Source organism: Rhodococcus sp. NPDC060086 (assembly GCF_042730275.1).
GTDB lineage: Bacteria > Actinomycetota > Actinomycetes > Mycobacteriales > Mycobacteriaceae > Rhodococcus.
The window spans coordinates 15,085-40,107 of record NZ_JBHWWZ010000011.1; the positions used below are offsets into that span (position 1 = coordinate 15,085).

At 66.6% G+C, this 25,023-nt stretch carries 20 protein-coding genes; 18 read left to right on the forward strand and 2 right to left on the reverse strand.

Annotation, left to right across the window (positions count from 1 at the left end; translation table 11 throughout):
- The first annotated feature begins 113 nt into the window (after positions 1-113).
- Positions 114-524 carry a GNAT family N-acetyltransferase gene (locus ACFWB0_RS09330; protein ID WP_378490162.1) on the forward strand — a complete coding sequence of 137 codons (411 nt, stop codon included), beginning with the start codon at positions 114-116 and terminating at the stop codon, positions 522-524.
- Between the two features lie 39 nt (positions 525-563).
- On the opposite strand, the gene ACFWB0_RS09335 is transcribed toward ACFWB0_RS09330, so the two are convergent.
- On the reverse strand, positions 564-1,415 hold the full coding sequence (locus ACFWB0_RS09335; RefSeq protein WP_378490163.1) for a PHP domain-containing protein: 852 nt from the start codon (positions 1,413-1,415) through the stop codon (positions 564-566).
- Between the two features lie 151 nt (positions 1,416-1,566).
- Here ACFWB0_RS09335 and ACFWB0_RS09340 point away from each other — a divergent pair, with 151 nt between their 5' ends.
- On the forward strand, positions 1,567-2,061 hold the full coding sequence (locus tag ACFWB0_RS09340; RefSeq protein ID WP_378490164.1) for a GbsR/MarR family transcriptional regulator: 495 nt from the start codon (positions 1,567-1,569) through the stop codon (positions 2,059-2,061).
- A gap of 44 nt (positions 2,062-2,105) precedes the next feature.
- On the opposite strand, the gene ACFWB0_RS09345 is transcribed toward ACFWB0_RS09340, so the two are convergent.
- The gene (locus tag ACFWB0_RS09345) at positions 2,106-3,140 is read right to left on the reverse strand and encodes an iron-siderophore ABC transporter substrate-binding protein (protein WP_378490165.1); all 1,035 of its coding nucleotides are present in this window, start codon (positions 3,138-3,140) and stop codon (positions 2,106-2,108) included.
- A 202-nt stretch (positions 3,141-3,342) separates the two neighbouring features.
- Here ACFWB0_RS09345 and ACFWB0_RS09350 point away from each other — a divergent pair, with 202 nt between their 5' ends.
- The 16 genes from ACFWB0_RS09350 to nuoL all read left to right on the forward strand — a co-directional run bounded on the left by ACFWB0_RS09350 (position 3,343) and on the right by nuoL (position 25,014).
- A complete protein-coding gene (locus ACFWB0_RS09350; protein ID WP_378490238.1) occupies positions 3,343-5,061 on the forward strand; it encodes an ABC transporter ATP-binding protein in 1,719 nt (572 codons plus the stop codon).
- Positions 5,058-6,863: an ABC transporter ATP-binding protein gene (locus tag ACFWB0_RS09355; RefSeq protein ID WP_378490166.1), complete on the forward strand. Its 1,806-nt coding sequence runs from the start codon at positions 5,058-5,060 to the stop codon at positions 6,861-6,863. The genes ACFWB0_RS09350 and ACFWB0_RS09355 overlap by 4 nt, the downstream gene beginning before the upstream one ends.
- Positions 6,864-7,530: 667 nt before the next feature.
- Positions 7,531-9,894, forward strand: coding sequence for an Hsp70 family protein (locus ACFWB0_RS09360; RefSeq protein ID WP_378490167.1), 2,364 nt, complete (start codon positions 7,531-7,533; stop codon positions 9,892-9,894).
- Between the two features lie 165 nt (positions 9,895-10,059).
- Complete coding sequence (locus tag ACFWB0_RS09365; protein WP_378490168.1) at positions 10,060-11,835, forward strand: Hsp70 family protein; 1,776 nt, start codon at positions 10,060-10,062, stop codon at positions 11,833-11,835.
- 85 nt (positions 11,836-11,920) lie between these two features.
- Positions 11,921-12,346 carry a hypothetical protein gene (locus ACFWB0_RS09370; RefSeq protein WP_378490169.1) on the forward strand — a complete coding sequence of 142 codons (426 nt, stop codon included), beginning with the start codon at positions 11,921-11,923 and terminating at the stop codon, positions 12,344-12,346.
- Positions 12,347-12,544: 198 nt separating this feature from the next.
- Positions 12,545-12,904, forward strand: coding sequence for an NADH-quinone oxidoreductase subunit A (locus tag ACFWB0_RS09375; protein ID WP_378490170.1), 360 nt, complete (start codon positions 12,545-12,547; stop codon positions 12,902-12,904).
- An 85-nt stretch (positions 12,905-12,989) separates the two neighbouring features.
- Positions 12,990-13,544 carry a NuoB/complex I 20 kDa subunit family protein gene (locus ACFWB0_RS09380; RefSeq protein ID WP_378490171.1) on the forward strand — a complete coding sequence of 185 codons (555 nt, stop codon included), beginning with the start codon at positions 12,990-12,992 and terminating at the stop codon, positions 13,542-13,544.
- Entirely contained in the window at positions 13,541-14,239 is a 699-nt protein-coding gene (locus ACFWB0_RS09385) for an NADH-quinone oxidoreductase subunit C (protein WP_378490172.1), read from the forward strand. Before ACFWB0_RS09380 ends, ACFWB0_RS09385 begins: the two co-directional genes overlap by 4 nt.
- Positions 14,236-15,555, forward strand: a complete 1,320-nt coding sequence (gene nuoD, locus ACFWB0_RS09390; RefSeq protein ID WP_378490173.1) for an NADH dehydrogenase (quinone) subunit D — start codon at positions 14,236-14,238, stop codon at positions 15,553-15,555. Before ACFWB0_RS09385 ends, nuoD begins: the two co-directional genes overlap by 4 nt.
- Positions 15,552-17,678 carry an NADH-quinone oxidoreductase subunit NuoF gene (nuoF, locus tag ACFWB0_RS09395; protein ID WP_378490174.1) on the forward strand — a complete coding sequence of 709 codons (2,127 nt, stop codon included), beginning with the start codon at positions 15,552-15,554 and terminating at the stop codon, positions 17,676-17,678. The genes nuoD and nuoF overlap by 4 nt, the downstream gene beginning before the upstream one ends.
- Positions 17,675-20,134, forward strand: a complete 2,460-nt coding sequence (locus ACFWB0_RS09400) for an NADH-quinone oxidoreductase subunit G (protein ID WP_378490175.1) — start codon at positions 17,675-17,677, stop codon at positions 20,132-20,134. The genes nuoF and ACFWB0_RS09400 overlap by 4 nt, the downstream gene beginning before the upstream one ends.
- Before the next feature lie 26 nt (positions 20,135-20,160).
- Positions 20,161-21,405 (forward strand): NADH-quinone oxidoreductase subunit NuoH, encoded by a 1,245-nt coding sequence (nuoH, locus tag ACFWB0_RS09405; protein WP_378490239.1) that lies wholly within the window; start codon positions 20,161-20,163, stop codon positions 21,403-21,405.
- A complete protein-coding gene (gene nuoI, locus ACFWB0_RS09410) occupies positions 21,398-21,952 on the forward strand; it encodes an NADH-quinone oxidoreductase subunit NuoI (protein WP_378490176.1) in 555 nt (184 codons plus the stop codon). The genes nuoH and nuoI overlap by 8 nt, the downstream gene beginning before the upstream one ends.
- Positions 21,949-22,773 carry an NADH-quinone oxidoreductase subunit J gene (locus ACFWB0_RS09415; protein ID WP_378490177.1) on the forward strand — a complete coding sequence of 275 codons (825 nt, stop codon included), beginning with the start codon at positions 21,949-21,951 and terminating at the stop codon, positions 22,771-22,773. Before nuoI ends, ACFWB0_RS09415 begins: the two co-directional genes overlap by 4 nt.
- Positions 22,770-23,069 (forward strand): NADH-quinone oxidoreductase subunit NuoK, encoded by a 300-nt coding sequence (gene nuoK, locus ACFWB0_RS09420; protein ID WP_054719375.1) that lies wholly within the window; start codon positions 22,770-22,772, stop codon positions 23,067-23,069. Before ACFWB0_RS09415 ends, nuoK begins: the two co-directional genes overlap by 4 nt.
- A 52-nt stretch (positions 23,070-23,121) precedes the next feature.
- On the forward strand, positions 23,122-25,014 hold the full coding sequence (nuoL, locus tag ACFWB0_RS09425; protein ID WP_378490178.1) for an NADH-quinone oxidoreductase subunit L: 1,893 nt from the start codon (positions 23,122-23,124) through the stop codon (positions 25,012-25,014).
- Positions 25,015-25,023 lie beyond the last annotated feature (9 nt).

Consider the following 25,023-nt stretch of genomic DNA (forward strand, 5'->3'; position numbering starts at 1 on the left):
GAGCCTTGAGGTGGTCCTGTTCGACGATCACAGGGAAGGACCCTTTCGCTGTTAGCGTCGCTGCCATGCCGGCATTCGTAGTTGTACCAGTGACCGTCGAAATCGAAGGAGTCGTGGATCTTCTGGCTCTTGCCGTTGGAGGGACCGATCCGGAGCGTCTCGACCGCACCTGTGCGCGCTACCGTGCTGGAACAGCAAGCGTGGCGGCAATTTTCACGGGGGATTCTCCGATCGGCGTCGTCGGGTATCTCTGTCACGCGGGTACGCCTCGCACAGTCGAGCTGCTTCATATCGCCACCGATCGCCACTGGCAGCGCCGAGGTATCGGTGCTGCCATGGTCCGCTGGGTTGAAGCCCAGTATCCCGGCGACGTGATCGAAGCCCAGACAGATTGCGATGCGGTGGGCTTCTATCGGTCGATCGGATTCGGTATCGAATCGCTCGGCGAGTTGTATCCCGGTGTCGAACGGTTCCGTGCGGTCTCGACGTCCCACTCCTCGTCGGAGGACCATCCGGTCCGCTGAGGGAGTCCTGATTGTGGATCGTGGAGACAGCGGGACAGCTCAACGGGTCCAGAAGTCTTCTGGGCGCCGGCCGGGCCGGAACCCGAAGTGTTCCACCATCGCCACAGCTTCGGGAAAGCTGTCAGCCAATGCCTCCGGCACGTGTGCATCGCTACCGAAGGTGATGGCCCGGCCGCCTTCCTCGGTCCACCATTGCGGAATCCACGGCCACAACCTGCGAGTATTCATCTCCAAGACGCGCCCACTGCCGGCAAGTGACCGCATCGCTGCGCGAAACCCCTCTTCGAAGCGTCGGGGATCGAACGGGCCTTCTGGGGCACTCGGCCACGCACGGACGGCGTAGTCGATGTGACAGAACACCTCGAACTCATCGGATCCGGAGACCATCCGGGGAATCTCCTCGAGGTATGCCCAGATCACCTCGTCGGCAGGCCACATGCGGAACAGGGTGTTGGGTTCGTAGCGATCGTCACCGACTTTCAGGGTGTGAAGAGACCCGTTGACCCGATCGAGCGTGGACACGTCGACCAGCATCGATGCCTGACGCCCGAACACGTGGGGTTGGCCGAACTCGACTCCGGCAAGGATCGTCAGGTCGGGAAACCGATGACGGCATCGGTCGATGCTCTCGTGGTAGCCGGCCACCTCCAGCGGCGGTGGCCGCAGATAGCCGTCGGGGTCGAGCATTTCTTGTTGGTGGGACATCAGGTCTTCGGGTGTGGTGCGCCATGCATCGTCGAAGTCGAAGTGTTCGGTGAAGACCACTGCCGGAAGGCCGATCGCGACGGCGCGCTCACACATCAGTTCCATACGGCCGGCAGCGAATGAATTCGGACCGCCGGTATCCCAGGACCATTCGCTGTGGACGTGACTGTCGGCAGGCAGGGGCATCGCTCGATGCTCACATGTCTGAACTCGTGCTCCGATCCTCGGGGGTTCGGGTGTGCTGTTTGACGATCGTCGAACCGGTTCCGGTTCCGGTGAGATGACCGTCAAGAATCGGCGTAACCGCTCGCATTCGAGGATTGCGACAATGTCTGCCATGAGTAGTTCCCGCGGGGTGGAGGACGCCGACGTCCGGTCGTGGTTCGTCGAACGATTCGCCGACTACTGGCAGACAGGTGGTGCATCGAGGATCGAAGGGCGCATCGCCGGCTATCTGCTCGTCGACGAATCCGGCGGGGTCAGCGCCGACGAACTTGCCCGCGCGCTGGGCGCGAGCCGCGGTTCGGTATCGACCTACACTCGCCGGCTCGTCGCACGCGGTTTCGTGCAGCGGGTCCGGCGCGTGGGGGAGCGGGCCCACTATTTCGTGATGGCCGACGATGTCTGGGGCGGCTTCCTCGACATCGAGGAGGAGTATCTGCGCAGTCAGCGCGCCCTGGCCGAGGAGGTGCTCGCGCGGGTGGGCCCGGCGTCGGCGGCGCATGTCCGTGTCGAGAACATGCGCGACTACATGGGATGGCTGCTCGACAACCGGAAACTGAGCGCCGAATGGAAGCGATACAAGGCCGAACGCGACAACGAGAAAAGGTGAAGGCGGTGCGTGTCCGCCTTCACCCTTTCTGCAGTATCCGCCTGTTACCTGTCCAGTTTCGAGATCGCTTCGTCGATCATCGGGACATAGCGGTCGAGCGCCCACGGCACCGTGAGCGGGTTGATGATCGACGACCCGGTGACGAAGGGTTGTTCTTCGGGCGCCACGATCGAATTCCGTGAGATCGCGGGGATCTGCTGGTAGACCGGCTGCGCCTCGATCTCGGCGCGGTTTGCCGGATCGCTGTAGAACGTGAAGATCAGGTCGGAGTCGGCGAGCAGATGAGCATTCTCGAGACCGATGACGGACGAGTCGGTGCCCTCGGTCTCCTCGAGTGTGTCGACGACCGGGTCGACGGTGAGCCCGAGTCCGCGGACCATCGCGACACGCTGTTCGTTCGCGAGAAACACGCCGAGCGTGGCGGGGCCGGTGTTGTAGATGTAGGAGAAGCTCACGTTCTGGTATTCGGGATGCTCGGCGGTGGTATTCGCGAACGTGTCGTCGATCTCGGTGATGAGATCGAGGGCCTCGTCGTGTTTGCCCATCGCGGTGCCGATCGTCTCGATCTGGTCTTGCCACGTGATGGTCCACGGCAGTTCCGGGTACGCGACGGTCGGTGCGATGCCGTCGAGCAGGTCGTATTGCTCTTGGGTGACACCGGACCACGGCGCGAGGATCAGATCAGGCTTCAGGGCCGCGATCGCCTCGATGTCGACCTCGGCCCCGCCGGTGAACTGGGGCGGCAGTTCCTCGCCGCGCTCGGTGAGCTCTTCATGGATCCACGGCAGGTAGCCGGTCTCGTCGCTGCCCCACGGGTACTCTTCGATGCCCACCGGGGTGGTGCCGAGTGCGATCGCGGTCTCGGCAGATCCCATGCCGAGGGTGACGATGCGTTCGGGTTCCTCGGTGATCTCGGCGGTGCCGAGGGCATGCTCGATGGTCACCGGTTCGAAGTCGCCGGATGCGACGGTGTCGGATCCGCTGTCACTGCTGGAGCATGCCCCGAGTAGGAGTGCGCCGGCCGCGACCACTGCGATGAGCTGGGGCCGGCGGAGGGCGCGGCCGAGTCTGTTGTGCATGGATACCTTTCGACGAGGCGGGGCGAGGGGATGTCCCTACCGAACTGTCGGGTCAGCCTAGCCTTACCTCTCTCGCACTTTCAAAAATTCTGAAACTTCAGGTGGTGGAGAATCCTCGGCGACGCCGTCGCCTAGGGTGAACCGGGCAGATTCGGGAGGTGCGGTGGACACGCAGAACCAGGCGTCGCGCGGCAACGCGTTGATGTGGCGCACGCTGCGGCGACACCGCGGACGAATGACCATCGCAGTGGTGCTGTGCGGTCTGCACCAGTTGTTCGAGGCCCTCGTCCCGGTCGCGATCGGAGCGATCGTCGCGAACGCCATCGCTCCGGGCGACCGAACCGTGCTCGTGGCCTGGCTGATCGGACTCGCGCTGCTGTTCACGGCCCTCACTTACTCCTGGCGCCTCGGTGCACGCCTCGTCGTTGCAGCGATGGAAGGGGAAGGTCACCGGCTTCGCGTCGAGGTCACCGACACACTCCTCCGCCCTCGCGGCGTCCGCACGGACATGCGCGCGGGGGAACTGCTCTCTGTCGCCACCTCGGACGCCGATCGCACCACCTGGATCCTCGATCTCGTCGCACGAGCCGTCGCCGGTGCCGTCGCGGTGATCGCGACGGCGGTGATCCTGTTCGTCATCGATGTTCCACTCGGCCTCGGCGTTCTCTTCGGAACTGTCGCACTGCTCGCAGCGCTGCACTTCGCCGCTCCCGTCATCGCACACCGCACCGCCGAGCAGCAGGCCCGCATCGGGACCGCTTCGGCCGTCGCGACAGACCTCGTCACCGGGCTGCGGCCGCTGCGTGGATTCGGGGGAGAAACCGAAGCCGGGCAACGTTTTCGCGCCGTCAGCGCCGACGCCCTGACCGCCACGCTCGGCGCGGCGAAGGTCCGATCGGTATTCGCGGGCGTCTCGACCAGCGCGAGCGCATTACTTGCGGTGGCAGTCGCCGCCGGGGCGGGCTGGCTGGCACTCAGTGGCCGGATCGGCCTCGCCGAGGTCATCACGGTGGTCGGTCTGGCCCAATTCCTGATCGAGCCACTCACCACGCTCGCCCAGGTCCCCGCCGCCGTCGCGGCATCGCGAGGATCGGCCGACCGCGTGGCGCGGGTCCTCGACAGCGCACCGCTACTGCACCCCGGAAGCGACGACGTGAACCACCACGCGCAAGGGCCGGTCCTCGAGCTGGCCGACCTCAGGTATCGGACGCTCGACGGGCTCGACCTCACCGTCGCGCGCGGAGAGTTCGTCGGAATCGTCGCGTACCGACCGGAAGACGCCGATGCATTGTTCGCGCTGCTGTCGTCGCAGGTCCCCGCGGACGACTACACCGGATCATTCAGCGTCGGGACGGTGTCCGCCCGCGACCTTCCGATCGAGCTGGCTCGCACACTGGTCCTCGCCGAACCACACGACACCTTCCTGTTCTCCGGCACACTGCGCTCCAATATCACTGCGGGCTCCAATATCACTGCGGGCTCCAACAGCATTGCGGGGCGTGGCCCCGCCCCTTCGGTCGACCTCGAGCGCGCACTCGACGCGTCCGCCGCCCGCGAAGTCGTGGACCTGCATCCGTCCGGTCTCGACCATCCGGTCGGCGACGACGGCACCACACTGTCCGGCGGCCAGCGGCAACGCGTCGCGTTGGCGCGGGCGCTCGTAGCGGATCCGCCGGTGCTCGTCCTGCACGATCCCACGACCGCGGTCGACTCGGTCACCGAGTTGAACATCGCGGAAGGGCTGGTCGCGCTCCGGCACGGAACCGACCCGCGCACCACGATCGTCCTCACCTCGAGCCCCGCGCTTCTCGCCGCCGCCGACCGTGTCGTGGTGATCGATCAAGGCCGCGTGGTCGCCGCCGCGACCCACCACCGGCTCGCCGAGATCGACACGATGTACCAGGAGGCGGTCGTTCGATGACAGAGACGATTCCGGATGCCGAACGTCCGCTGCTGCCGATCGCCACCGCCCGCGAGTCGTGGGCGTGGCTCGGGCGGGCGGTCCGGACGAAGTCGGCCATCACGGCAGCGGGGGTCGTCACGGCAGCGCTGGGCGCCGCGGCGACCGTGCTCCCCGTCTACATGTTCGGGGTCCTCGTCGACCGCGTGCGTGAATCGGCTCCGATCGCCTCCCTCGGTGGGATCGTCGCGATCATTGCTGTCGCGGCGATTGCCGCGGGCGTGTTCACCGGCCTTTCCCGGTACTTCGTCGCGGTGCTGGGATCCACGGTGCTGGCCCGGCTCCGCGAAGCAGTAGTCGTGCGCACCCTGCGGTTGCCGATGCGCACGGTCGAGCAGGCAGGCAAAGGCGACGTGCTCGCCCGCGTCGGCGACGATGTCGCCGTGATCGACAAGGCTGTCTCCGACGCCGTCCCACCGGTGATCTCCGCGTTGTTCCTCGTTGCGGTGAGCCTGACCACGATGGTCGGAATCGACTGGCGACTGGGGCTGGCCGGCATGATCGCCGTCCCCATGTACACCTTGGCTCTGCGGTGGTACCTGCCGCGATCGGCGCCTCGCTACGCCGCGCAGCGCGTCGCGATGGGAGCGCGATCCCAGGCCTTGATCAGCAGCATCCAGGGGCAGCGCACCGTGCGTGCCTACGGAACCGAAGCCGTCCACCGAAACCTCGTGGACGAGGCATCCGATCGTGCCCGGGTGCTGGGCATCGACGTGTTCGGGGTCTTCGCACGGTTCGCAAGTCGCGGGAACCGCGCCGAGTACGTGAGTCTGGCCTGCATCCTCGCCGTGGGATTCATCCTGGTCGACGACGGGTCGGTCACTGTCGGCCAGGTCACCGCCGCTGCACTCCTGTTCCACCAGTTGTTCAACCCCCTTGCCGCGATCCTGTTCACCTTCGACGAGGTGCAATCGGCCGGGGCGAGCCTGGCCAGGCTGGTCGGCATCGTCTCGCTCCCCGACACTGCACCGCCGGTCGACCCACGCCTGCCCACCGATTCCGGTCTGCGGCTGAGCGGCATCCGCCACGGCTACGACGGACATGAGGTATTGCACGGCATCGACCTGACGATCGCCCCCGGCGAGCGGATCGCGCTCGTCGGCCCGACCGGGTCGGGCAAGAGCACCCTGGCGTCGATCGCGGCAGGCAGCATCACCCCGGATTCCGGCGACGTGGTACTGGGCGGTGTGCCGCTGGCCGAACTGACGGGCACGATCCGCGACCACATCGCGATCGTCACCCAGGAGGTACACACCTTCGCGGGCCCACTCCGCGACGATCTGCAGCTTGCCGCCCCGCACGCCGACGACCAGGCGCTCGAGGCCGCACTCACGTCGGCGGGCGCGATCGGCTGGGTCCGTGCGTTGCCTGCCGCCGTCGACACCGTGGTGGGCGAGGGAGGCCATCGGCTCACCGCCGCACAGGCACAGCAACTCGCGCTCGCCCGCGTGCTGCTCGCCGACCCTGCGGTAGTGGTCCTCGACGAGGCGACCGCGGAAGCCGGGAGTTCCGGCGCCCGGGATCTCGAGGGTTCAGCGGCCGCCACCGTGACCGGCCGCACCGCGTTGGTGGTGGCGCACCGCCTCACTCAGGCGGCCAGCGCAGACAGGATCGTCGTGCTCGAACACGGTGTCGTCTGCGAGTCGGGGACTCACGAGGAACTGGTTGCTGCGGGTGGGCAGTACGCACGGCTGTGGGCGACATGGTCGGGGGACGCCTCAGTGGGGGACAGTGCGGTGGGGTTCAGCGCACCCGAGGGGTGAGCCAGTACGACCAGTAGCCACGCGATGCAACAGCTTGGTGACGCACCACAGGTCGGTTGCGAGATATTCATCACATTTGGTAGTGTTTCGTTATCCACTACGCTGCCAGCCCGGGCGTAACGGGTGGAGGGCGGAACTTTCGGTCCATTCGGATACCGCGACCGTGCTATCGAGATCTTCGATGTGCAGACGACACGCACGGTCGAGTCCGCTCCGGGGAGGAAAAGGGGAGGGGAGCATGGGCGAACATCGCACCGAGTCGGGGGACCGGTCACAGAGCAGAGCGTTGGCGATCCTCGTTCTGTCGGCAGCGCTCATCATCGGGACCGCGGTGGTCATGATTACCGGATCGGTCGTGTCAGGTCTTCTATACGGTGCGCTCACAGGTGTCTGCGTCGTCGTAGCGCACCTGATGATCACGCCGGGTCCGGCCGCAGGCCGAGTGCACAGCGCCGGAGAACGGCTCCGGAGCCTGCGCCGATCACATCCGCGGAGAACATCGACAGTCCGGAACGGTGGCAAGCACTCCGTCGCGTGAGGGAACACGGCCCAGGGAGCCACGGTAGACCGGGGAAGCCACCGTGACGCAGCCGTACTCCGACAGTCATCCACGTCAGGTTCCTACCGGGTCGGTATGCGCGCGTATCCTCGCTTACTCTCAGGAGCCATGAGCACTGGTGACCGGTCGCTGGCGATCGATTTCGGCACGTCGAACACCGCTGCGGCGGTGACCGATCCCCGAGCGGGAATCCACACTCTCTCGTTGACGCACCACGGCAACCTCATGTCGTCGTCGGTCTTCGTCCGGTCGGTGCCGGTCCGGTCCCTCGACGACATCCTTGTCGGCGATGCCGCGCTCAATGCCGCCGATTCGGACCCGGGCGCCTACGTTCCGTCCCCCAAGCGGCTCGTGAGTCTGCCCGCCGTGTCGGTGCACGGCACACCGGTACCCCGCGCGACCCTCGTCGCGGCAGTGATCGGCAACGTGTACCACCGCGCGCTCCGCCACAGCGACGCGGTCCCGCCGTCCCGTGTCGTACTCACCCACCCCGAAGCCTGGTCGGCAGATCTGGTCGCGGTGCTGACCGACGCGGCCGTTCAGGTCGGTATCGATCCGTCCACCGTCGTGACGGTGTCCGAACCACGGGCCGCTGCACACTTCTACTCCCGAAGTACCCCAGTGCCCGCCGGATCGGCGATCGCAGTGTTCGATTTCGGTGGCGGCACCGTCGACGTGGCGATCCTGCGCGGTACTCCCGACAACGAATTCGAAGTCGTTGCCGCTGTCGGAGACAACGGACTCGGCGGCAAGAACTTCGACGCACTCGTGCGCGGCTGGGCCGAATCCCAGCTGGCCGACCTCAACCCCGAACTCGCCGAGTACCTGCGCGGATCCGGCCCCGAGCAGTTGCAGGCGCGGCGGGCGCTCGAGGAGTCCGCACGTCGCGCCAAGGAAGTGCTGTCCGATGCGCCGTCCGCGACCATCTCGGCCGCAGGCGGCCCGTGGCGCGAGAACCTGCTCCTGACCCGCGACGAGTTCGAAGACCTCATTGCCCCCCAGGTCGAGCAGGCGGCCTCGCTCGTCCGCACCGCGCTCACCCAGGGAGGTGTTCCGCGCGATCGGCTGCAGGCGATCTACCTCACCGGAGGATCCTCACGGATCCCGCTGGTGCACAGTGTGCTCGGACAGGTCGGCCCCGTTGCGACCCTCGACGACCCGAAGACCGTCGTGGCGCGCGGTGCGCTCATCGCCACCGGCCGCTCCGGTCGCCCCGCAGCCGCGCCTACGGTACCGGTGCGTGCCTCTCGGCCGCCGGATGCGTCGAAGCCACTCCGCAGATCCACCCGAACTCTCGCGACACTCGGAGCGGTGGTTGCGGTGATCGCCGCCGCAGTAGGTGTCGCGGTGTACTGGCCTGATTCCGGTGGCGAGGGCGCCGCCGCGGCCGGCGTCCCGGCAGCCTCACCGACGGGAAACGATGTGTTCACCGTCTCTGCCGGCGGATGGTTCACGTGCGCAGATTCTTTCGGTGATGTCAGCTGTTGGGGACTCAACGCCTCCGGTCAGCTCGGCGACGGGACCGCAGATTCTCGATACTCACCCGTCTCGGTCGAGCTCTCCGCGCCCGCGTCCGCACTCGGAACCGGCCGTGAGCACACCTGCGCTGCCCTCGACGACGGCGAGACCTACTGCTGGGGCTACAACACTTTCGGTCAGCTCGGCACGGGCACCACCGACCCGAGCACGGAACCGGTGCGGATCGACATACCCGCCCCCGTCTCGGCGCTGAGTGCAGGCGAGGACCACACGTGCGCACTGACCGAGGGTGGCGAAGGCTACTGCTGGGGCCGCAACACCAACGGCCAGATCGGAGAGGAGGGGACCGACCTGATCGAATCGCCCCGCCGCATCGACCTGCCCACCATGACGTCGCTGGCAGCGGGAGGCAACCACACCTGCGCGTCCACCGTCGTCGGAGATGTCTTCTGCTGGGGCGCGAACACCTCCGGCCAACTGGGGCGCGGATACACCAACGACTCCGACGCCGCGATCGCCGATCCGCTGCAAGTGGAGCTGCCAGGCCCCGCTGCGTTCGTCGCGGCGGGGCGCGGACACACCTGCGCCGCACTCGAGGACGCCCGAACATACTGCTGGGGCGAGAACGGCTGGGGGCAGCTCGGCGAGGGCACCAACGACTCGCACTCCGAACCGGTGCTGTCCTCGCTGTCCGGCCGAGCCATTGCGCTCTCGGCCTCGCTGCGGCATACCTGTGCGCTCACGGAGGACGGCGTCGTCTCCTGCTGGGGTACGACCGACTGGGGGCAGCACACGAGTTCTCCCGGCGGCAGCTCGACCGAACCGACACCGATCGCACTTCCTGCTGCAGCGACGGCCATCACGACCGGTGCCGTCCACACCTGCGCGACCACCGTCGACGACCAGGTGTTCTGCTGGGGAGAGAACGGAAACGGTGAACTGGGCAACGAATCGACGACGGCGAGCGCGGTACCGGTGCGGGTCCCGGTCTGACCATGCCGCCACCGCGTAACTTTCCCCCAGTCGTACGGGTTTCCGTTGCCTCACGACCCACGGCAACCCGGGCAACGGGAGGAAAGTGCCGTGCGGGCTTCGAGACCATCTGCGAGCACACGCCGCCAAGATCAACTTACTGTTCGAGTACTAGTCTCCTGATACATGAGTGATGACCTGTGGTGGCTCGCGATCGACTTCGGGACATCGAACACAGCGGCCGCACACACCCGGGCAGGCGACGGCACGATCCATCCGGTCTCGCTCACCCACCGGTCGAACCTGCTGCCGTCGGCGGTGTTCGTGCGCGCCGACGGTGAAATTCTCACCGGGGACGCAGCCCAGAATGCCGCGGCCCATCATCCGGACGGATTCGTGCCCGCGCCCAAACGCCTGATCTCCCAGCCGTTCATCCGGACCGGCGGCGTGGATATGACGCCGTCGCAGATGATCGCCGCGGTGCTGCGCAGCGTGCTCCGCCGGGCAGCGGCGCTGCACAACGACGTGCCACCCGCGCGCGTCGTGCTCACCCACCCCGAGGCGTGGTCGCACGCCACCGTCGCGGTGCTGGTGGACGCGGCTTCGCGTGCGGGAATGGACCCGGCTGCGATCACTACCGTGTCGGAACCGCGGGCGGCGGCGTACCACTACTCCCGCACCGCTTCGCTGCAGGTCGGCACTGCGCTCGCGGTGTTCGACTTCGGCGGCGGCACCGCCGACGTCGCGGTGCTGCGGGTCTCCGACTCCGGAGCGTTCGACGTCGTGGCCGCGCGTGGCGACAACGCGCTCGGAGGCAAGAACTTCGACGCACTGGTCCGGCGCTGGGCACTCGACCACGTGGCCGACCGCGATCCTGCGCTACGCGCCGAATTCACGGACGGAGCCACTGGCAGCATCGAAGCGGTCCGGGCGCTCGACGACACGGCTCGCGCTGCCAAGGAAGTGCTCTCGGAGACACCGTCGGCGACGATCGCTGTCACGGGAGGAACATCCCGGACGACCTTGTCGATGACCCGGCCGGAATTCGACTCGCTGATCACCCCGCAGGTCGAGTCGGCGGTGAACCTGGTTCGCGCCGCGCTCACCGATGCACGGGTGGCGCCGGGGTCTCTGCACGCCCTCTACCTGACCGGTGGATCCTCTCGGATTCCGCTTGTGCACGAGCAACTGTCGCGGGTGGCGCAGGTCGCGACCCTCGACGACCCCAAGACCGTGGTGGCGCAGGGCGCGTTGATTGCTGCGCGGCAGATGTCGAGCCCGCACCGGAATCGCATGGCTTCTTCGGACCCTGCTGCGTTTCCGGACCGTGAGTCGGGCCCGAACGTGCCGACGCCCCCGACTCCCAAAACCTCGGGGGGCGCCCGCCTGGGTGCCATCGCGGGGGCAGTGACCGCGCTCGTCGCCGTCGGTGCGGTCGTCGCCTGGAGCAGCATGAGGAACGATTCGGTCGATCCCGGGACGCTCGCCGGTGCATCGACGGATATCACGACGGTCACCACCATGACTGTCACCGAGGAGGCCACGACCACACCTGCGCCCACGACCGCCGGGACCACGACGAGCACCAGGCCCACGACCACACGAACCAGTGCGACACCCCCGCGGAGTGTCGTCACCGTCGCAAACGCGGACACGCAGGGATTCGTCGGCGGCGCAGGTCCGCGATGCAACGCGGACAACGAGGCTGTCGGTATCGCGCGCACCGCGGACTCGCTGATAGTGGTGTGCCGGACCGGCGTCGACCGCCTCTACTACAAGGGCATCCGCGTCGATGATGGCTCCGGCATCGAGATCGACGATCCGGTCGCGACCGCGGACGGCTTCAGGGCCACCAACGCAGGCGTGACCTACCGTTTCGACGACAGGGCTCTGCTCATCACAGAGGGCGGCTCCGAACTCGCGCGAGAACCCATGGTCGAATTCTGGTGGGCGTACGGCTAGGGTTACCGGCCCGGCCGGGCGCGACACGCCGCGCGAGCGCGACCGAACCGTCCGGTGAGGTCCGCGACGCTCTAGCATCGGGCGCGTGAGCGATGCTGTGAGCCGTCCCGCAACTCTGAAGGTCCTCGTCTACAGCGATGACGCCACTGTGCGCGACCGAGTGCAGGCTGCGCTGGGTACGACACTGCACCCGGACCTCCCACCGATCGAGTACGTCGAGGTGGCCACGGCACCCGTCGTCCTCGAGCACCTCGATGCCGGGGGGATCGATCTGGTGATCCTGGACGGGGAGACCGCGCCGGCCGGAGGCCTGGGAATCGCGAAGCAACTCAAGGACGAGATCGATCCGTGCCCGCCCGTCGTCGTGATCATCGGCCGTCCCGACGACACGTGGCTCGCATCGTGGTCGCGGGCCGAGGCCGTCGTGTCGCATCCGATCGACCCGATGAAACTCGGTCGCGAGGTCGTCCGGCTCCTGCTTCCCGGCACCGATTCGGCACCCGGACACTGACTCGAACGGCCCGGCGAGGGCGCGAACCCTACTCCTTGCGTTGAGCCCGAACAGGCGGACACGCCGCTCCGAAGAATGCGTGTCGAATCCTGGACAAGTCCGGCATCATCAGCACTAGTGTGTGTGCCGTGGCTCACAGGACATCGAGTGTCCGTCAGCTGCACGACCGGGGATCGACATTCGGAACCGGAGGTGCCGATGAACGTCTACGTGCCGATTCTGGTGCTCGGCGCAGTCGCGCTCGCGTTCGCCCTGTTCTCCGTGGTCGTCGCGAGTATCGCCGGTCCGAGCCGCTACAACAGGGCGAAACTCGACGCCTACGAGTGCGGCATCGATCCGACACCGCAGCCGACCGGAGGCGGCCGATTTCCGGTCAAGTACTACCTGACGGCCATGCTGTTCATCATCTTCGACATCGAAATCGTCTTCCTGTACCCGTGGGCGGTGCACTTCGATGCACTCGGGGTGTTCGGTCTGCTCGCCATGGGTCTGTTCATGTTCAACGTGTTCGTCGCATACGCCTACGAGTGGAGACGGGGCGGCCTGGCATGGGACTGACCGGATGAACCCGAAAGTTGTGCTCCGTAAATCGATTGTGCCCGAATAAGATCCACAATCCTGTCGAAGGTGGTAGAAGTCGGACATGGGTCTCGAAGAGAAGGTCCCGAGCGGATTTCTGCTCAGCACGGTCGAAGTGCTCGCCGGGTTCGCCCGGAAAGGTTCACTGTGGCCGGCCTCGTTCGGTCTCGCGTGCTGCGCCATCGAGATGATGTCGACTGCGGGGGGACGTTTCGATATAGCTCGATTCGGTATGGAGGCGTTCCGTGCGTCGCCGCGTCAGGCCGACGTGATGATCGTCGCCGGCCGCGTCAGTCAGAAGATGGCACCGGCTCTCCGTCAGGTGTACGACCAGATGGTCGAACCGAAATGGGTTCTCTCGATGGGGGTGTGCGCGTCGTCCGGGGGAATGTTCAACAACTACGCGATCGTGCAGGGCGTCGACCACGTGGTGCCCGTCGACATCTACCTGCCCGGATGTCCACCGCGCCCCGAGATGCTGATCAATGCGATCCTCGCGCTGCACGACAAGATCCAGCACATGCCGCTCGGAAGCAACCGTGACGAGGCGGTGCGCGCGGCCGAGCAGGCTGCCCTCGCACAGCGCCCGCTCATCGAGCTGAAGGTGCCGCGCCGATGACCGACGATGCGGCTCGCGAATCGCCCGCCCCACCCGACGTCATCGCCGAGCGCCGCGGAATGTTCGGTGTTCGCGACACCGGCGACACCAGCGGCTACGGCCGGCTCGTCCGCCGAATCTCGCTACCCGGCAGCAGCCCGAGACCGTTCGGTGGGTACCTCGATGACGTCGCCGACACGCTCGAGGATGTCTTGAACGACGCGGGCTCCGTCGGGTTCGGCAGCGCGGTGGACAAAATCGTCGTGTTCCGAGGAGAAATGACCGTGCACGTGCGCCGCGAGCACCTCCCACTGGTCGCACGCACCCTGCGCGACCATCCCGCACTGCGATTCGAATTGTGCCTCGGCGTCAGCGGCGTGCACTACCCCGAGGATGCCGATCGAGAACTGCACGCGGTGTATCCGCTGATGTCGATCACCCACAACCGCCGCATCCTCGTCGAGGTCACCGCACCCGACGCCGATCCTCACATTCCGTCCCTGCACGCCGTCTACCCGACAACGGACTGGCACGAACGCGAAACCTACGACTTCTTCGGTCTCGTCTTCGACGGTCATCCGGCCCTGACCCGGATCCAGATGCCCGACGACTGGAACGGGCACCCGCAACGCAAGGACTACCCGCTCGGCGGAATTCCCGTCGAGTACAAGGGCGCACAGATCCCGCCACCGGACGAGCGGAGGGCCTACAGTTGACGAACGACGCTGCAACGGAATCGGATACCGGCACGACCGTCTACGACGCCGCTGGGCAGGACTGGGACGAGATCAGCGCTGCGGCACGTGCCGCGGGTGAAGACCACATCGTGGTCAACATGGGCCCGCAGCATCCGTCGACCCACGGCGTATTGCGCCTGATCCTCGAGATCGACGGCGAGACGGTCACCGAAGCCCGGTGCGGAATCGGCTACCTGCACACAGGAATCGAGAAGAACCTCGAATACCGCAACTGGACGCAGGGCGTCACCTTCGTGACCAGGATGGACTACCTGTCACCGTTTTTCAACGAGACCGCCTACTGCCTGGGCGTCGAGAAACTCCTCGGCATCACCGACCTGATCCCCGAACGCGCATCGATCATCCGCGTGATGCTCATGGAACTGAACCGCATCTCGTCGCACCTGGTGGCCCTCGCGACCGGAGGCATGGAACTCGGCGCCACCACACCGATGCTGTTCGGATTCCGCGAACGCGAACTCGTCCTCGAGGTGTTCGAGATCGTCACCGGCCTGCGAATGAACCACGCCTACATCCGGCCCGGTGGCCTCGTGCAGGACCTCCCACCCGAGGCCGTACCCAAGATCCGCGACCTGCTGAAGCTCATGCCCAGCAGGCTGCGCGACATGGAGTTGCTGCTCAACGACAACCCGATCTGGAAGGCACGCACCGAGGGGATCGGATACCTCGACCTCACCGGATGCATGGCCCTCGGTGTCACCGGCCCGATCCTGCGCGCCACCGGCCTGCCACACGATCTGCGCCGGACACAACCGTACTGCGGATACGAGAACTACGAATTCGACGTCGTCACCCACACCGGAAACGACTGCTACGGCCGTTACCTGATCCGGGTGGGGGAGATGTGGGAGTCGCTGAAGATCGTCGAACAATGCCTCGACCGACTGCAGCCCGGCCCGGTGATGGTGCAGGACAGGAAGATCGCGTGGCCGGCGCAGCTGGCACTCGGCCCCGACGGTCTCGGCAACTCGCTCGAGCATATCCGCACCATCATGGGCACCTCGATGGAAGATCTCATCCACCATTTCAAACTCGTCACCGAGGGCATCCGGGTGCCTGCGGGGCAGGTGTACGTGGCAGTCGAGTCGCCCCGCGGCGAAATCGGCGTGCACATGGTCAGCGACGGCGGAACCCGCCCCTATCGCGTGCACTACCGCGACCCGTCGTTCACGAATCTGCAGGCAGTCGCCGCGATGTGCGAGGGCGGCATGATCTCGGACGTGATCGCCGCCCTCGCGAGCATCGACCCGGTGATGGGGGGAGTGGACCGATGAGCACCGAACACATCGTGCCGGTGGTACCCGGACCGACACCGGCAGAACCGGTCTTCGTGCCGCTCGGCCCGCGGCCCGAGGAAGACACCCTGCTGGTGCGACCCGGCGACCGCCGCAGCTACCCCGGTGACGTCCGCGCCCGCCTCGACGCCGACGCCGTGCAGATCATCGCCCGGTATCCGCACAGCAGATCGGCGCTGTTGCCGCTGCTGCATCTCGTACAGTCCGAGGACACCTACATCACCCCCGCCGGCATCGAATTCTGCGCAGGCCACCTCGGATTGACCGGCGCGGAGGTCGCCGCCGTCGCGACGTTCTACACGATGTACCGCCGATCCCCCACGGGCACCTACCACGTCGGGGTGTGCACCAACGCGTTGTGCGCGACCATGGGCGGCGACGACATCTACGCCACGCTCTGCGACCGGCTCGGTGTGGACAGCGGCGGCACCACACCCGACGGCGCGATCACGCTCGAACACATCGAATGCAACGCCGCCTGCGACTACGCGCCGGTGATGACCGTCAACTGGGAACTCTTCGACAACCGCACCGTCAGCTCCGCGACGGCCCTCGTCGACGATCTACGGGCCGGAACACCACCGGAACCCACGCGCGGGGCTCCATTGCGCACCTTCCGCGACACCTCACGCCTCCTCGCCGGATTCCCCGACAACCGGCCCGGAGCGCTCGACGCAGGAGGCAGCGCCGGTCCGGCCTCGCTCGTCGGCCTGCACCTCGCTCGCGACAAGCACATGCAGGCACCCCCGGTATCGGACGAATCCGTGGTGCACGACGAGCCGCTCGACTCCACTTTGACGCCTGTCCTCACCGAGTACTGGGACGACGACAGGTCATGGACCCTCGACACATACCGACGCCACCGCGGATACGACGCCCTGCAGATCGCCCTGGGCAAGGATCCAGACGAGATCATCGACGACGTCAAACAATCCGGCCTGCGAGGGCGTGGCGGGGCCGGGTTCTCCACGGGCACCAAATGGTCGTTCATTCCGCAGGGCGACGAGAAGCCGCACTACCTCGTCGTCAACGCCGACGAATCCGAACCGGGTACCTGCAAGGACATGCCGCTGATGCTCGCGACGCCCCATGCGCTCGTCGAGGGCGTCGTCATCTCGGCGTACGCGATCCGCGCGCGACACGCATTCATCTATCTGCGCGGAGAAGCAGTGCCGGTGCTTCGCCGGTTGCAGGCCGCGGTCGCCGAGGCCTACGACGCGGGATACCTCGGCCGCGACATTCTCGGGTCCGGATACGACCTCGAACTCGTCGTCCACGCCGGTGCGGGTGCGTACATCTGCGGCGAGGAGACAGCCCTTCTCGACTCCCTCGAAGGCCGCCGCGGCCAGCCGCGTCTGCGACCCCCGTTCCCCGCCGTCGCCGGCCTCTACGCCTGCCCCACCGTGGTCAACAACGTCGAATCGATCGCAAACGTGCCGCCGATCATCCGCAACGGTGTCGAGTGGTACCGCTCGATGGGCACTGAGAAATCCCCGGGATTCGCACTGTTCTCGCTCTCGGGACACGTGAACAACCCCGGCCAGTACGAAGCGCCGCTCGGTATCACATTGCGCGAACTACTCGACCTTGCCGGAGGTGTGCGCCCGGGGCACCGACTCAAGTTCTGGACACCCGGAGGCTCGTCCACCCCGATCTTCACCGACGAGCACCTCGATGTCCCACTCGACTACGAGCATGTCGGCGAAGCCGGATCGATGCTCGGCACCCGCGCCCTGCAGATCTTCGACGACACCACCTGCGTGGTCCGCACCGTGCTGCGGTGGACGGAGTTCTACGCACACGAATCGTGCGGCAAGTGCACCCCGTGTCGCGAGGGTACGTTCTGGCTCGAACAGATCCTGCACCGCCTCGAACACGGGCGCGGCACCGAAGCCGACCTCGAGAAGCTGCTCGACATCGCCGACAACATCCTCGGACGTGCCTTCTGCGCGCTCGGGGATGGAGCCACGAGCCCGATCACGTCGTCGCTCGCCTACTTCCGCGACGAATACGTCGCGCATTTCGAGCGCGGGGGATGCCCGTTCGATCCGCACCTGGCAGCCCTGTCGTCTGTGCACGCGACCGGAGAGGAGCACTCATGACCGCCGCAGCGGAAACCGGAGCCGGCGACACGACCCCCGTCGATCTCGTCACCGTCACCATCGACGACACCGAACTCTCCGTCCCCAAAGGAACCCTCGTGATCCGGGCTGCCGAACTCATCGGCATCCAGATCCCCCGATTCTGCGACCACCCACTCCTCGATCCTGTCGGCGCCTGCCGCCAGTGCCTCGTCGAAGTCGAAGGCCAACGCAAGCCGCTCGCGTCGTGCACCACGGTGGCCACCGAAGGCATGATCGTGCGCACGCAGGCCACGTCACCCGTCGCCGACAAGGCGCAGCAGGGCGTGATGGAACTCCTCCTGATCAACCACCCCCTCGACTGCCCCGTGTGCGACAAGGGCGGCGAATGTCCGCTACAGAACCAGGCGATGTCCAACGGCCGGCCCCAGACTCGCTTCGACGACGTCAAACGCACCTATCCCAAACCGATCGCCATTTCGTCGCAGGTACTCCTCGACCGGGAACGATGCGTGCTGTGTGCCCGCTGCACCCGCTTCTCCGACCAGATCGCGGGCGACCGCTTCATCGACATGCTCGACCGTGGCGCCCTCCAACAGGTCGGTATCTACACCGAGGAACCGTTCGAATCGTATTTCTCCGGAAACACCGTGCAGGTGTGCCCCGTCGGAGCGCTGACCGGAAGCGCGTACCGCTTCCGGGCCCGCCCTTTCGATCTCGTCTCGACCCCGAGCGTGTGCGAACACTGCGCCGGTGGGTGCGCGCAACGCACCGACCACCGTCGTGGAACCGTGATGCGCCGTCTCGCGGGCGACGACCCCGAGGTCAACGAGGAGTGGAACTGCGACAAGGGCAGGTGGGCGTTCACCTACGCCACCGAACCCGACCGGCTCACCGGGCCGCTCGTCCGAGACTCCACGGGAGCGCTCGTCGCGGCGTCGTGGCCCGCGGCGCTCACCGTCGCTGCCCGGGGGCTCGCTGCCGCTCGCGGCAACACGGGTGTGCTGACCGGCGGACGTCTCACCTGGGAAGAGTCCTACGCGTACGCGAAATTCGCTCGAATCACGCTCGGCACCAACGACATCGACTTCAGGACTCGTCTGCACACCTCGGAGGAGACCGGCTTCCTCGGTACCCGGATCGCAGGTACACGCATGTCGGTGACCTACGCCGACCTCGAAAAGGCCCCGGTCGTGCTTCTCGTCGGTATCGAACCCGAAGAGGAATCACCGCTGATCTTCCTGCGGCTGCGCAAGGCCGTCCGGAAGGGTGGCACGGCGGTGTTCTCGGTCGCGTCGCACGCGAGCCGAGGACTGCGGAAGATGTCCGGAACCCTCCTCGACTGCGTTCCTGGCGGCGAAGCTCGGACGCTCGACGACCTGCGCACCGGTACGCACCCGGAACTCGACGGGCAACTGCGACGCGAAGGCGCGATCATCCTGGTGGGCGAGCGGCTCGCCGCAGCACCCGGTGCGCTGACCGCGGCTGCGCGCCTCGTCGACGACACCGGTGCGCGGCTCGCGTGGGTGCCGCGACGCGCGGGAGATCGAGGGGCACTCGAAGCCGGAGCCTTTCCTACATTGCTCCCCGGAGGACGGGCGGTGGCCGATCCCGAGGCGCGGCGCGAGATCGAATCCGTTTGGGGCACTGAATATCCGATACCCGAGGCGCCGGGTCGCGACACCGCGGGCATCCTCGGCGCCGCGGCAGCGGGGGAACTGCCCGCGCTGGTGGTCGCGGGTGTCGACGTCGCCGATCTACCCGATCCGCCGGCAGCTCGCGCGGCGATCGACGCCGCGGGGTTCGTGGTGAGTCTCGAAATCCGCCGCAGCGAGATCACCGACCGGGCCGACGTCGTCTTCCCGGTCGCTCCCGTCGCCGAGAAGGCCGGCACCTTCATCGACTGGGAGGGCCGTGAGCGGCCGTTCCCCACCGCGCTGCCCGATACCGGGGCGCTGTCCGACCTCCGAATCCTCGATGCGATCGCCGAGGCCATGAGCGTTCCGCTCGGACTACCCGACGTGGCAGCGGCCCGAACCGAACTCGTCGCGTTGGGGCAGCGGCGCAGCACCGTCTCCGAGTTCCCCGAGGCATTGCGGGGCGAGGTTCCGAAACCTGTTCTGGGTGAGGCTGTTCTGTCGACATGGCGGTTACTCCTCGATGCCGGGCGCATGCAGGACGGCGAGCCGAACCTCGCCGGGACCGCACGGGCATCTGTCGCACGTCTGTCTGCCGCGACCGCCGACGAGATCGGCGCGCGCGAAGGCGACCCGCTGACGGTGGCGACGGAGCGCGGCGAGATCACCCTTCCACTCGTGATCGATGCACTCCCGCATCGCGTGGTCTGGATCCCCCTCGCGTCCGAAGGTTCCGAGGTGCACGAACGCCTTGCCGTCGACGCGGGCGCGATCGTGCGGATCCGCGCCACAGTGCCCGTCAGTGGGGAAGCGTCCGTCGGTGAGGAGGCGCAACGATGACCGGGTCAGGATCGGTCGACCTGTCGATGTTCGGTACCGACCCGTGGTGGCTGGTGATCGCCAAGGCGCTTGTGATCTTCGCGTTCCTCGTCCTGACGACCCTCGTTCTGATCCTCGCCGAACGCAAGGTCATGGCGTGGATGCAGATGCGCGTCGGTCCCGATCGGGTCGGCCCCAAAGGCCTGCTCCAAACCGTGGCGGACGGCATCAAACTGGGCCTCAAGGAAGGCATCATCCCCACCGGGGCCGACAAGCCGATCTACCTGCTTGCACCGGTGATCGCGACCGCACCCGCTTTCATGGCCTTCGCGGTGATCCCGTTCGGACCCGTCGTCTCGGTGTTCGGGCAGTCCACGCCGCTGCAACTGACCGATCTTCCGGTGGCCGTCCTCTACATCCTCGCGGTCACCTCGGTCGGGGTCTACGGCATCGTCCTCGCGGGCTGGGCCTCCGGATCCACCTACCCGCTCCTCGGCGGCCTGCGCTCGACGGCGCAGGTGATCAGCTACGAGATCGCGATGGGCCTGACCTTCGCTGCGGTGTTCCTGCTTGCGGGCACGATGTCGACCTCGGGCATCGTCGCCGCGCAGGAGGGCCTGTGGTACGTCGTGCTGCTGTTCCCGTCGTTCCTGATCTATTCGGTGTCGATGGTCGGCGAAACCAACCGCGCACCGTTCGACCTCCCCGAGGCAGAAGGTGAACTCGTGGGCGGTTTCCACACCGAGTACTCCTCGCTGCGCTTCGCGATGTTCATGCTTGCGGAGTACGTGAACATGATCACCGTCTCGGCGCTGGCGACCACGATGTTCCTGGGCGGCTGGCACGCACCGTGGCCGTTCAACATGGGCGGCTGGGCGAATTCCGGCTGGTGGCCCGTGCTGTGGTTCGTCCTCAAGGTGTGGGGTGTGCTGTTCGTCTTCGTGTGGCTGCGCAGTACCCTCCCACGCCTGCGATACGACCAATTCATGGCTCTCGGATGGAAACTGCTCATTCCCGTCGCCGTGATCTGGGTGATGGTCGTCGCCGTCGTGCGGCAACTCGCCGCCGACGACGTCGTACCGGAATCGGCAACCCTCGTCGTCGCAGGTGTGCTTCTCACCGCAGTGCTGTTCGCCTGCGTGACGGTCAGTTCCCGCCGCCGCGACAGAAGCCGGTCCATGACCGTCCCGCCGGCCGGGTCCGGATTCGACCCGATGGCCGGAGGGTTCCCGGTGCCGCCGATCCCCGTCCCCGCTGCACCATCCACACCCAAGGAGTCGAGCGATGTCTGAATTTCTGGGCCCGCTGGCGGGTTTCGGTGTGACCCTGTCGACGATGTTCAAAAAGCCCAACACCGAGTTCTATCCCGAGGTCAAGACACCCACCGCGCCCCGCTTCCACGGGAGGCACCAACTGAACCGCTACGCCGACGGGCTGGAGAAGTGCATCGGCTGTGAGTTGTGCGCATGGGCGTGTCCAGCCGACGCGATTTTCGTCGAGGGCGCCGACAACACCGAGACCGAACGCTACTCGCCGGGCGAACGATACGGGCTCGACTACCAGATCAACTACCTCCGCTGTATCGGTTGCGGATTGTGCATCGAAGCGTGTCCCACCCGTGCACTGACCATGACCAACGACTACGAGATGGTCGACGACAACCGCACCGACCTCATCTACACCAAGGACCGGTTGCTGGCGCCCCTCGAACCCGGAATGCAGGCACCACCGCACCCGATGGCGCCGGGAGCCACCGATGACGATTACTACCGCGGCACCGTACCGGACCCCGGTGCGTCCGGAGGCGAAACCGACGATGACGAGGAGCAGTCGTCGTGAGCGCCGCCGTCCTCGCGGCCGAGGCCACCTCGACCGGTGAAGCGGTCCAGTTCTGGATTCTCGGCACGGTCGCGGTGATCGGGGCGCTCGGCGTCGTCGGCGCCGCAAGAGCCGTCTACTCTGCGATCTTCCTCGCCATGACGATGATCGTGCTCGCCCTCTTCTACATCGCGCAGGGCGCGTTGTTCCTCGGCGTCGTCCAGGTGGTCGTCTACACCGGCGCGGTCATGATGCTCTTCCTGTTCGTGCTCATGCTGGTGGGTATCGACTCGTCCGACTCGCTCGTCGAAACCCTTCGGGCGCAACGTGTACTCGCCATCGTGGTGGGGGTCGGATTCGGGCTCCTGCTCATCGGCGGCCTCGGCAACGCCGCGACCACGACGTTCGTCGGTCTCGACGACGCCAACGCGGCGGGCAACGTCGAAGCACTCGCCGAACTGCTCTTCCTCGACTACGTGTGGGCCTTCGAACTCACCGGCGCGCTACTGATCACCGCGACGGTCGGTGCGATGGTGCTCGCGCACCGCGAACGTGTACGGCCTCGGGAAACGCAACGGGAACGCGCGGAACGCCGGTTCCGAGAGGGCGGTCGCGTCACACCGTTGCCGTCGCCTGGCGTGTACGCCCGGCACAATGCGGCCGATGCCCCCGCGCTGTTGCCCGACGGGTCCTTCTCCGACGAGTCCGTCGGCCCACTGCTGCAGCGGATCGGCCGCAACTGGCAGCCATCCGATCTAGGTGTTCCCGGTCCGGTGGAGACGGAGAGCCGGAAGGCGGACGACCCAGCGCAGAAGACCGCAGAGGAGGGGGATGGGGCGTGAACCCGGAGAACTACCTGTATCTGTCGGCGCTGCTCTTCACGATCGGTGCGTCCGGAGTATTGCTGCGGCGCAACGCGATCGTCGTGTTCATGAGTATCGAACTGATGCTCAACGCGGCCAACCTGGCGTTCGTCACCTTCGCTCGGATGCACGGCAACCTGCACGGCCAGGTGTTCGCGTTCTTCACGATGGTCGTTGCCGCCGCGGAAGTGGTGGTAGGACTCGCGATCATCGTCACGATCTTCCGGTCCCGCCGTTCGGCGTCCGTCGACAACGCCAATCTACTCAAATACTGACCGTCAGGACGGTGAGTGTGACTGCCCACGAAGCGACGAGAGGACGTGCGTCATGAGCTCGTCGATCGCCACGATCATCTGGCTGATTCCGGCGCTGCCGCTCGCCGGAGCCGTCGTGCTGCTGCTGGCCGGGCGCCGCAGCGACACGTGGGGACATCTGCTCGGATGCGCCACGGCGATCACCTCCTTCGTACTCGGACTGGTTGCATTCGCCGACATGCTCGGTGCCGCCGCCGCCGAACGAACAGTGCAGAATTCCCTGTTCGTCTGGGTGCCCGTCGACAGTCTGCGGGTCGACTTCGGACTGCAACTCGACCAGCTGTCCATGTGCTTCGTCCTGCTGATCACGGGTGTCGGGTCGCTGATCCACCTCTACTCGATCGGCTACATGGCGCACGACGATGCTCGACGCCGCTTCTTCGCCTATCTGAACCTGTTCCTCGCAGCGATGTTGCTTCTCGTGCTCGCCGACAACTTCCTCGGCCTGTATCTCGGCTGGGAGGGCGTCGGCTTGGCGTCGTACCTGCTCATCGGGTTCTGGCAGCACAAACCCACTGCCGCGACCGCCGCGAAGAAGGCGTTCGTCGTCAACCGGGTCGGCGACATGGGCCTGCTCGTCGCCCTCATGGTCATGTTCGCGACCTTCGGCACCCTCTCGTACGACGGGGTGTTCGCCGCAGTACCCGCCGCGAGCGAAGGAACACTCACCGCACTGGGTCTGGCGTTGCTCCTCGCCGCATGCGCGAAATCCGCGCAGCTGCCACTGCAGTCGTGGCTCGGCGACGCGATGGAGGGCCCCACTCCGGTCTCCGCGCTCATCCACGCCGCGACGATGGTCACCGCGGGGGTATACCTCATCACCCGCGCCCACGCGATCTTCGACGCGGCGCCCGTTGCGCAGCTCGCGGTCGTCATCGTCGGCACCGCGACCCTGCTGTTCGGTGCGATCATCGGCTGCGCGAAGGACGACATCAAGAAGGCGCTCGCCGCGTCGACGATGAGCCAGATCGGCTACATGGTGCTTGCGGCGGGACTCGGCCCGGCCGGATACGCCTTCGCCATTTTGCACCTGCTCACCCACGGATTCTTCAAGGCCGGGCTGTTCCTCGGTGCCGGGTCGGTGATGCACGGAATGAACGACGAGACCGACATGCGACGCTACGGCGGGCTGCGCACACTCATGCCCCTCACCTTCATCACGTTCGGTCTCGGATACCTGGCGATCATCGGAATCCCACCGTTCGCCGGCTTCTTCTCGAAGGACAAGATCATCGAGGTGGCGTTCGCCGAGCCCGGTGCCAAGGGTGTGATCCTCGGTGTCGCCACACTGGTCGGCGCGGGCCTGACCGCGTTCTACATGAGCCGCGTGATGATCATGACGTTCTTCGGGGAGCGTCGGTGGCGCGGCGATGCCGATCCGCACGAATCCCCGGGCATCATGGTGTGGCCGATGATCCTGCTCGCCATGGGTTCCGTCGCTGCCGGTGGGCTCCTCGTTCTCGGTGGGTCGCTGCAGAATTGGCTCGAACCGGTTGTCGGGTCCGAGCATCACGAAGGTGGCCTTCCGGTGTGGCTGGTCACGCTCATGACCCTCGCGGTGGTCCTCGTCGGTGTCGCGCTCGCCTACCGCGAGTACGCGAGGCGCCAGATCCCCGAGACCGCGCCCGATGACGTGTCGGCGCTGACCGTCGCCGCACGCAAGGACCTCTACGGCGACGCATTCGACGAAGCGGCCTTCATGCGCCCCGGCCAGGCAATGGTGCGCACTCTGGTGGCAGTCGAGAACACCGGTGTGAACGGCGTCGTCTCCGGTACCTCGGGCGCGATCGCTGGGCTGTCGAGTTCGCTCCGTCGCCTGCAGACCGGCTTCGTCCGGTCGTATGCGCTGTACATGTTCGCCGGTGCGGCCGTCGTGGTCGCAGCGCTGATGCTGGTGCGGTTGTGAGGGGGTGAA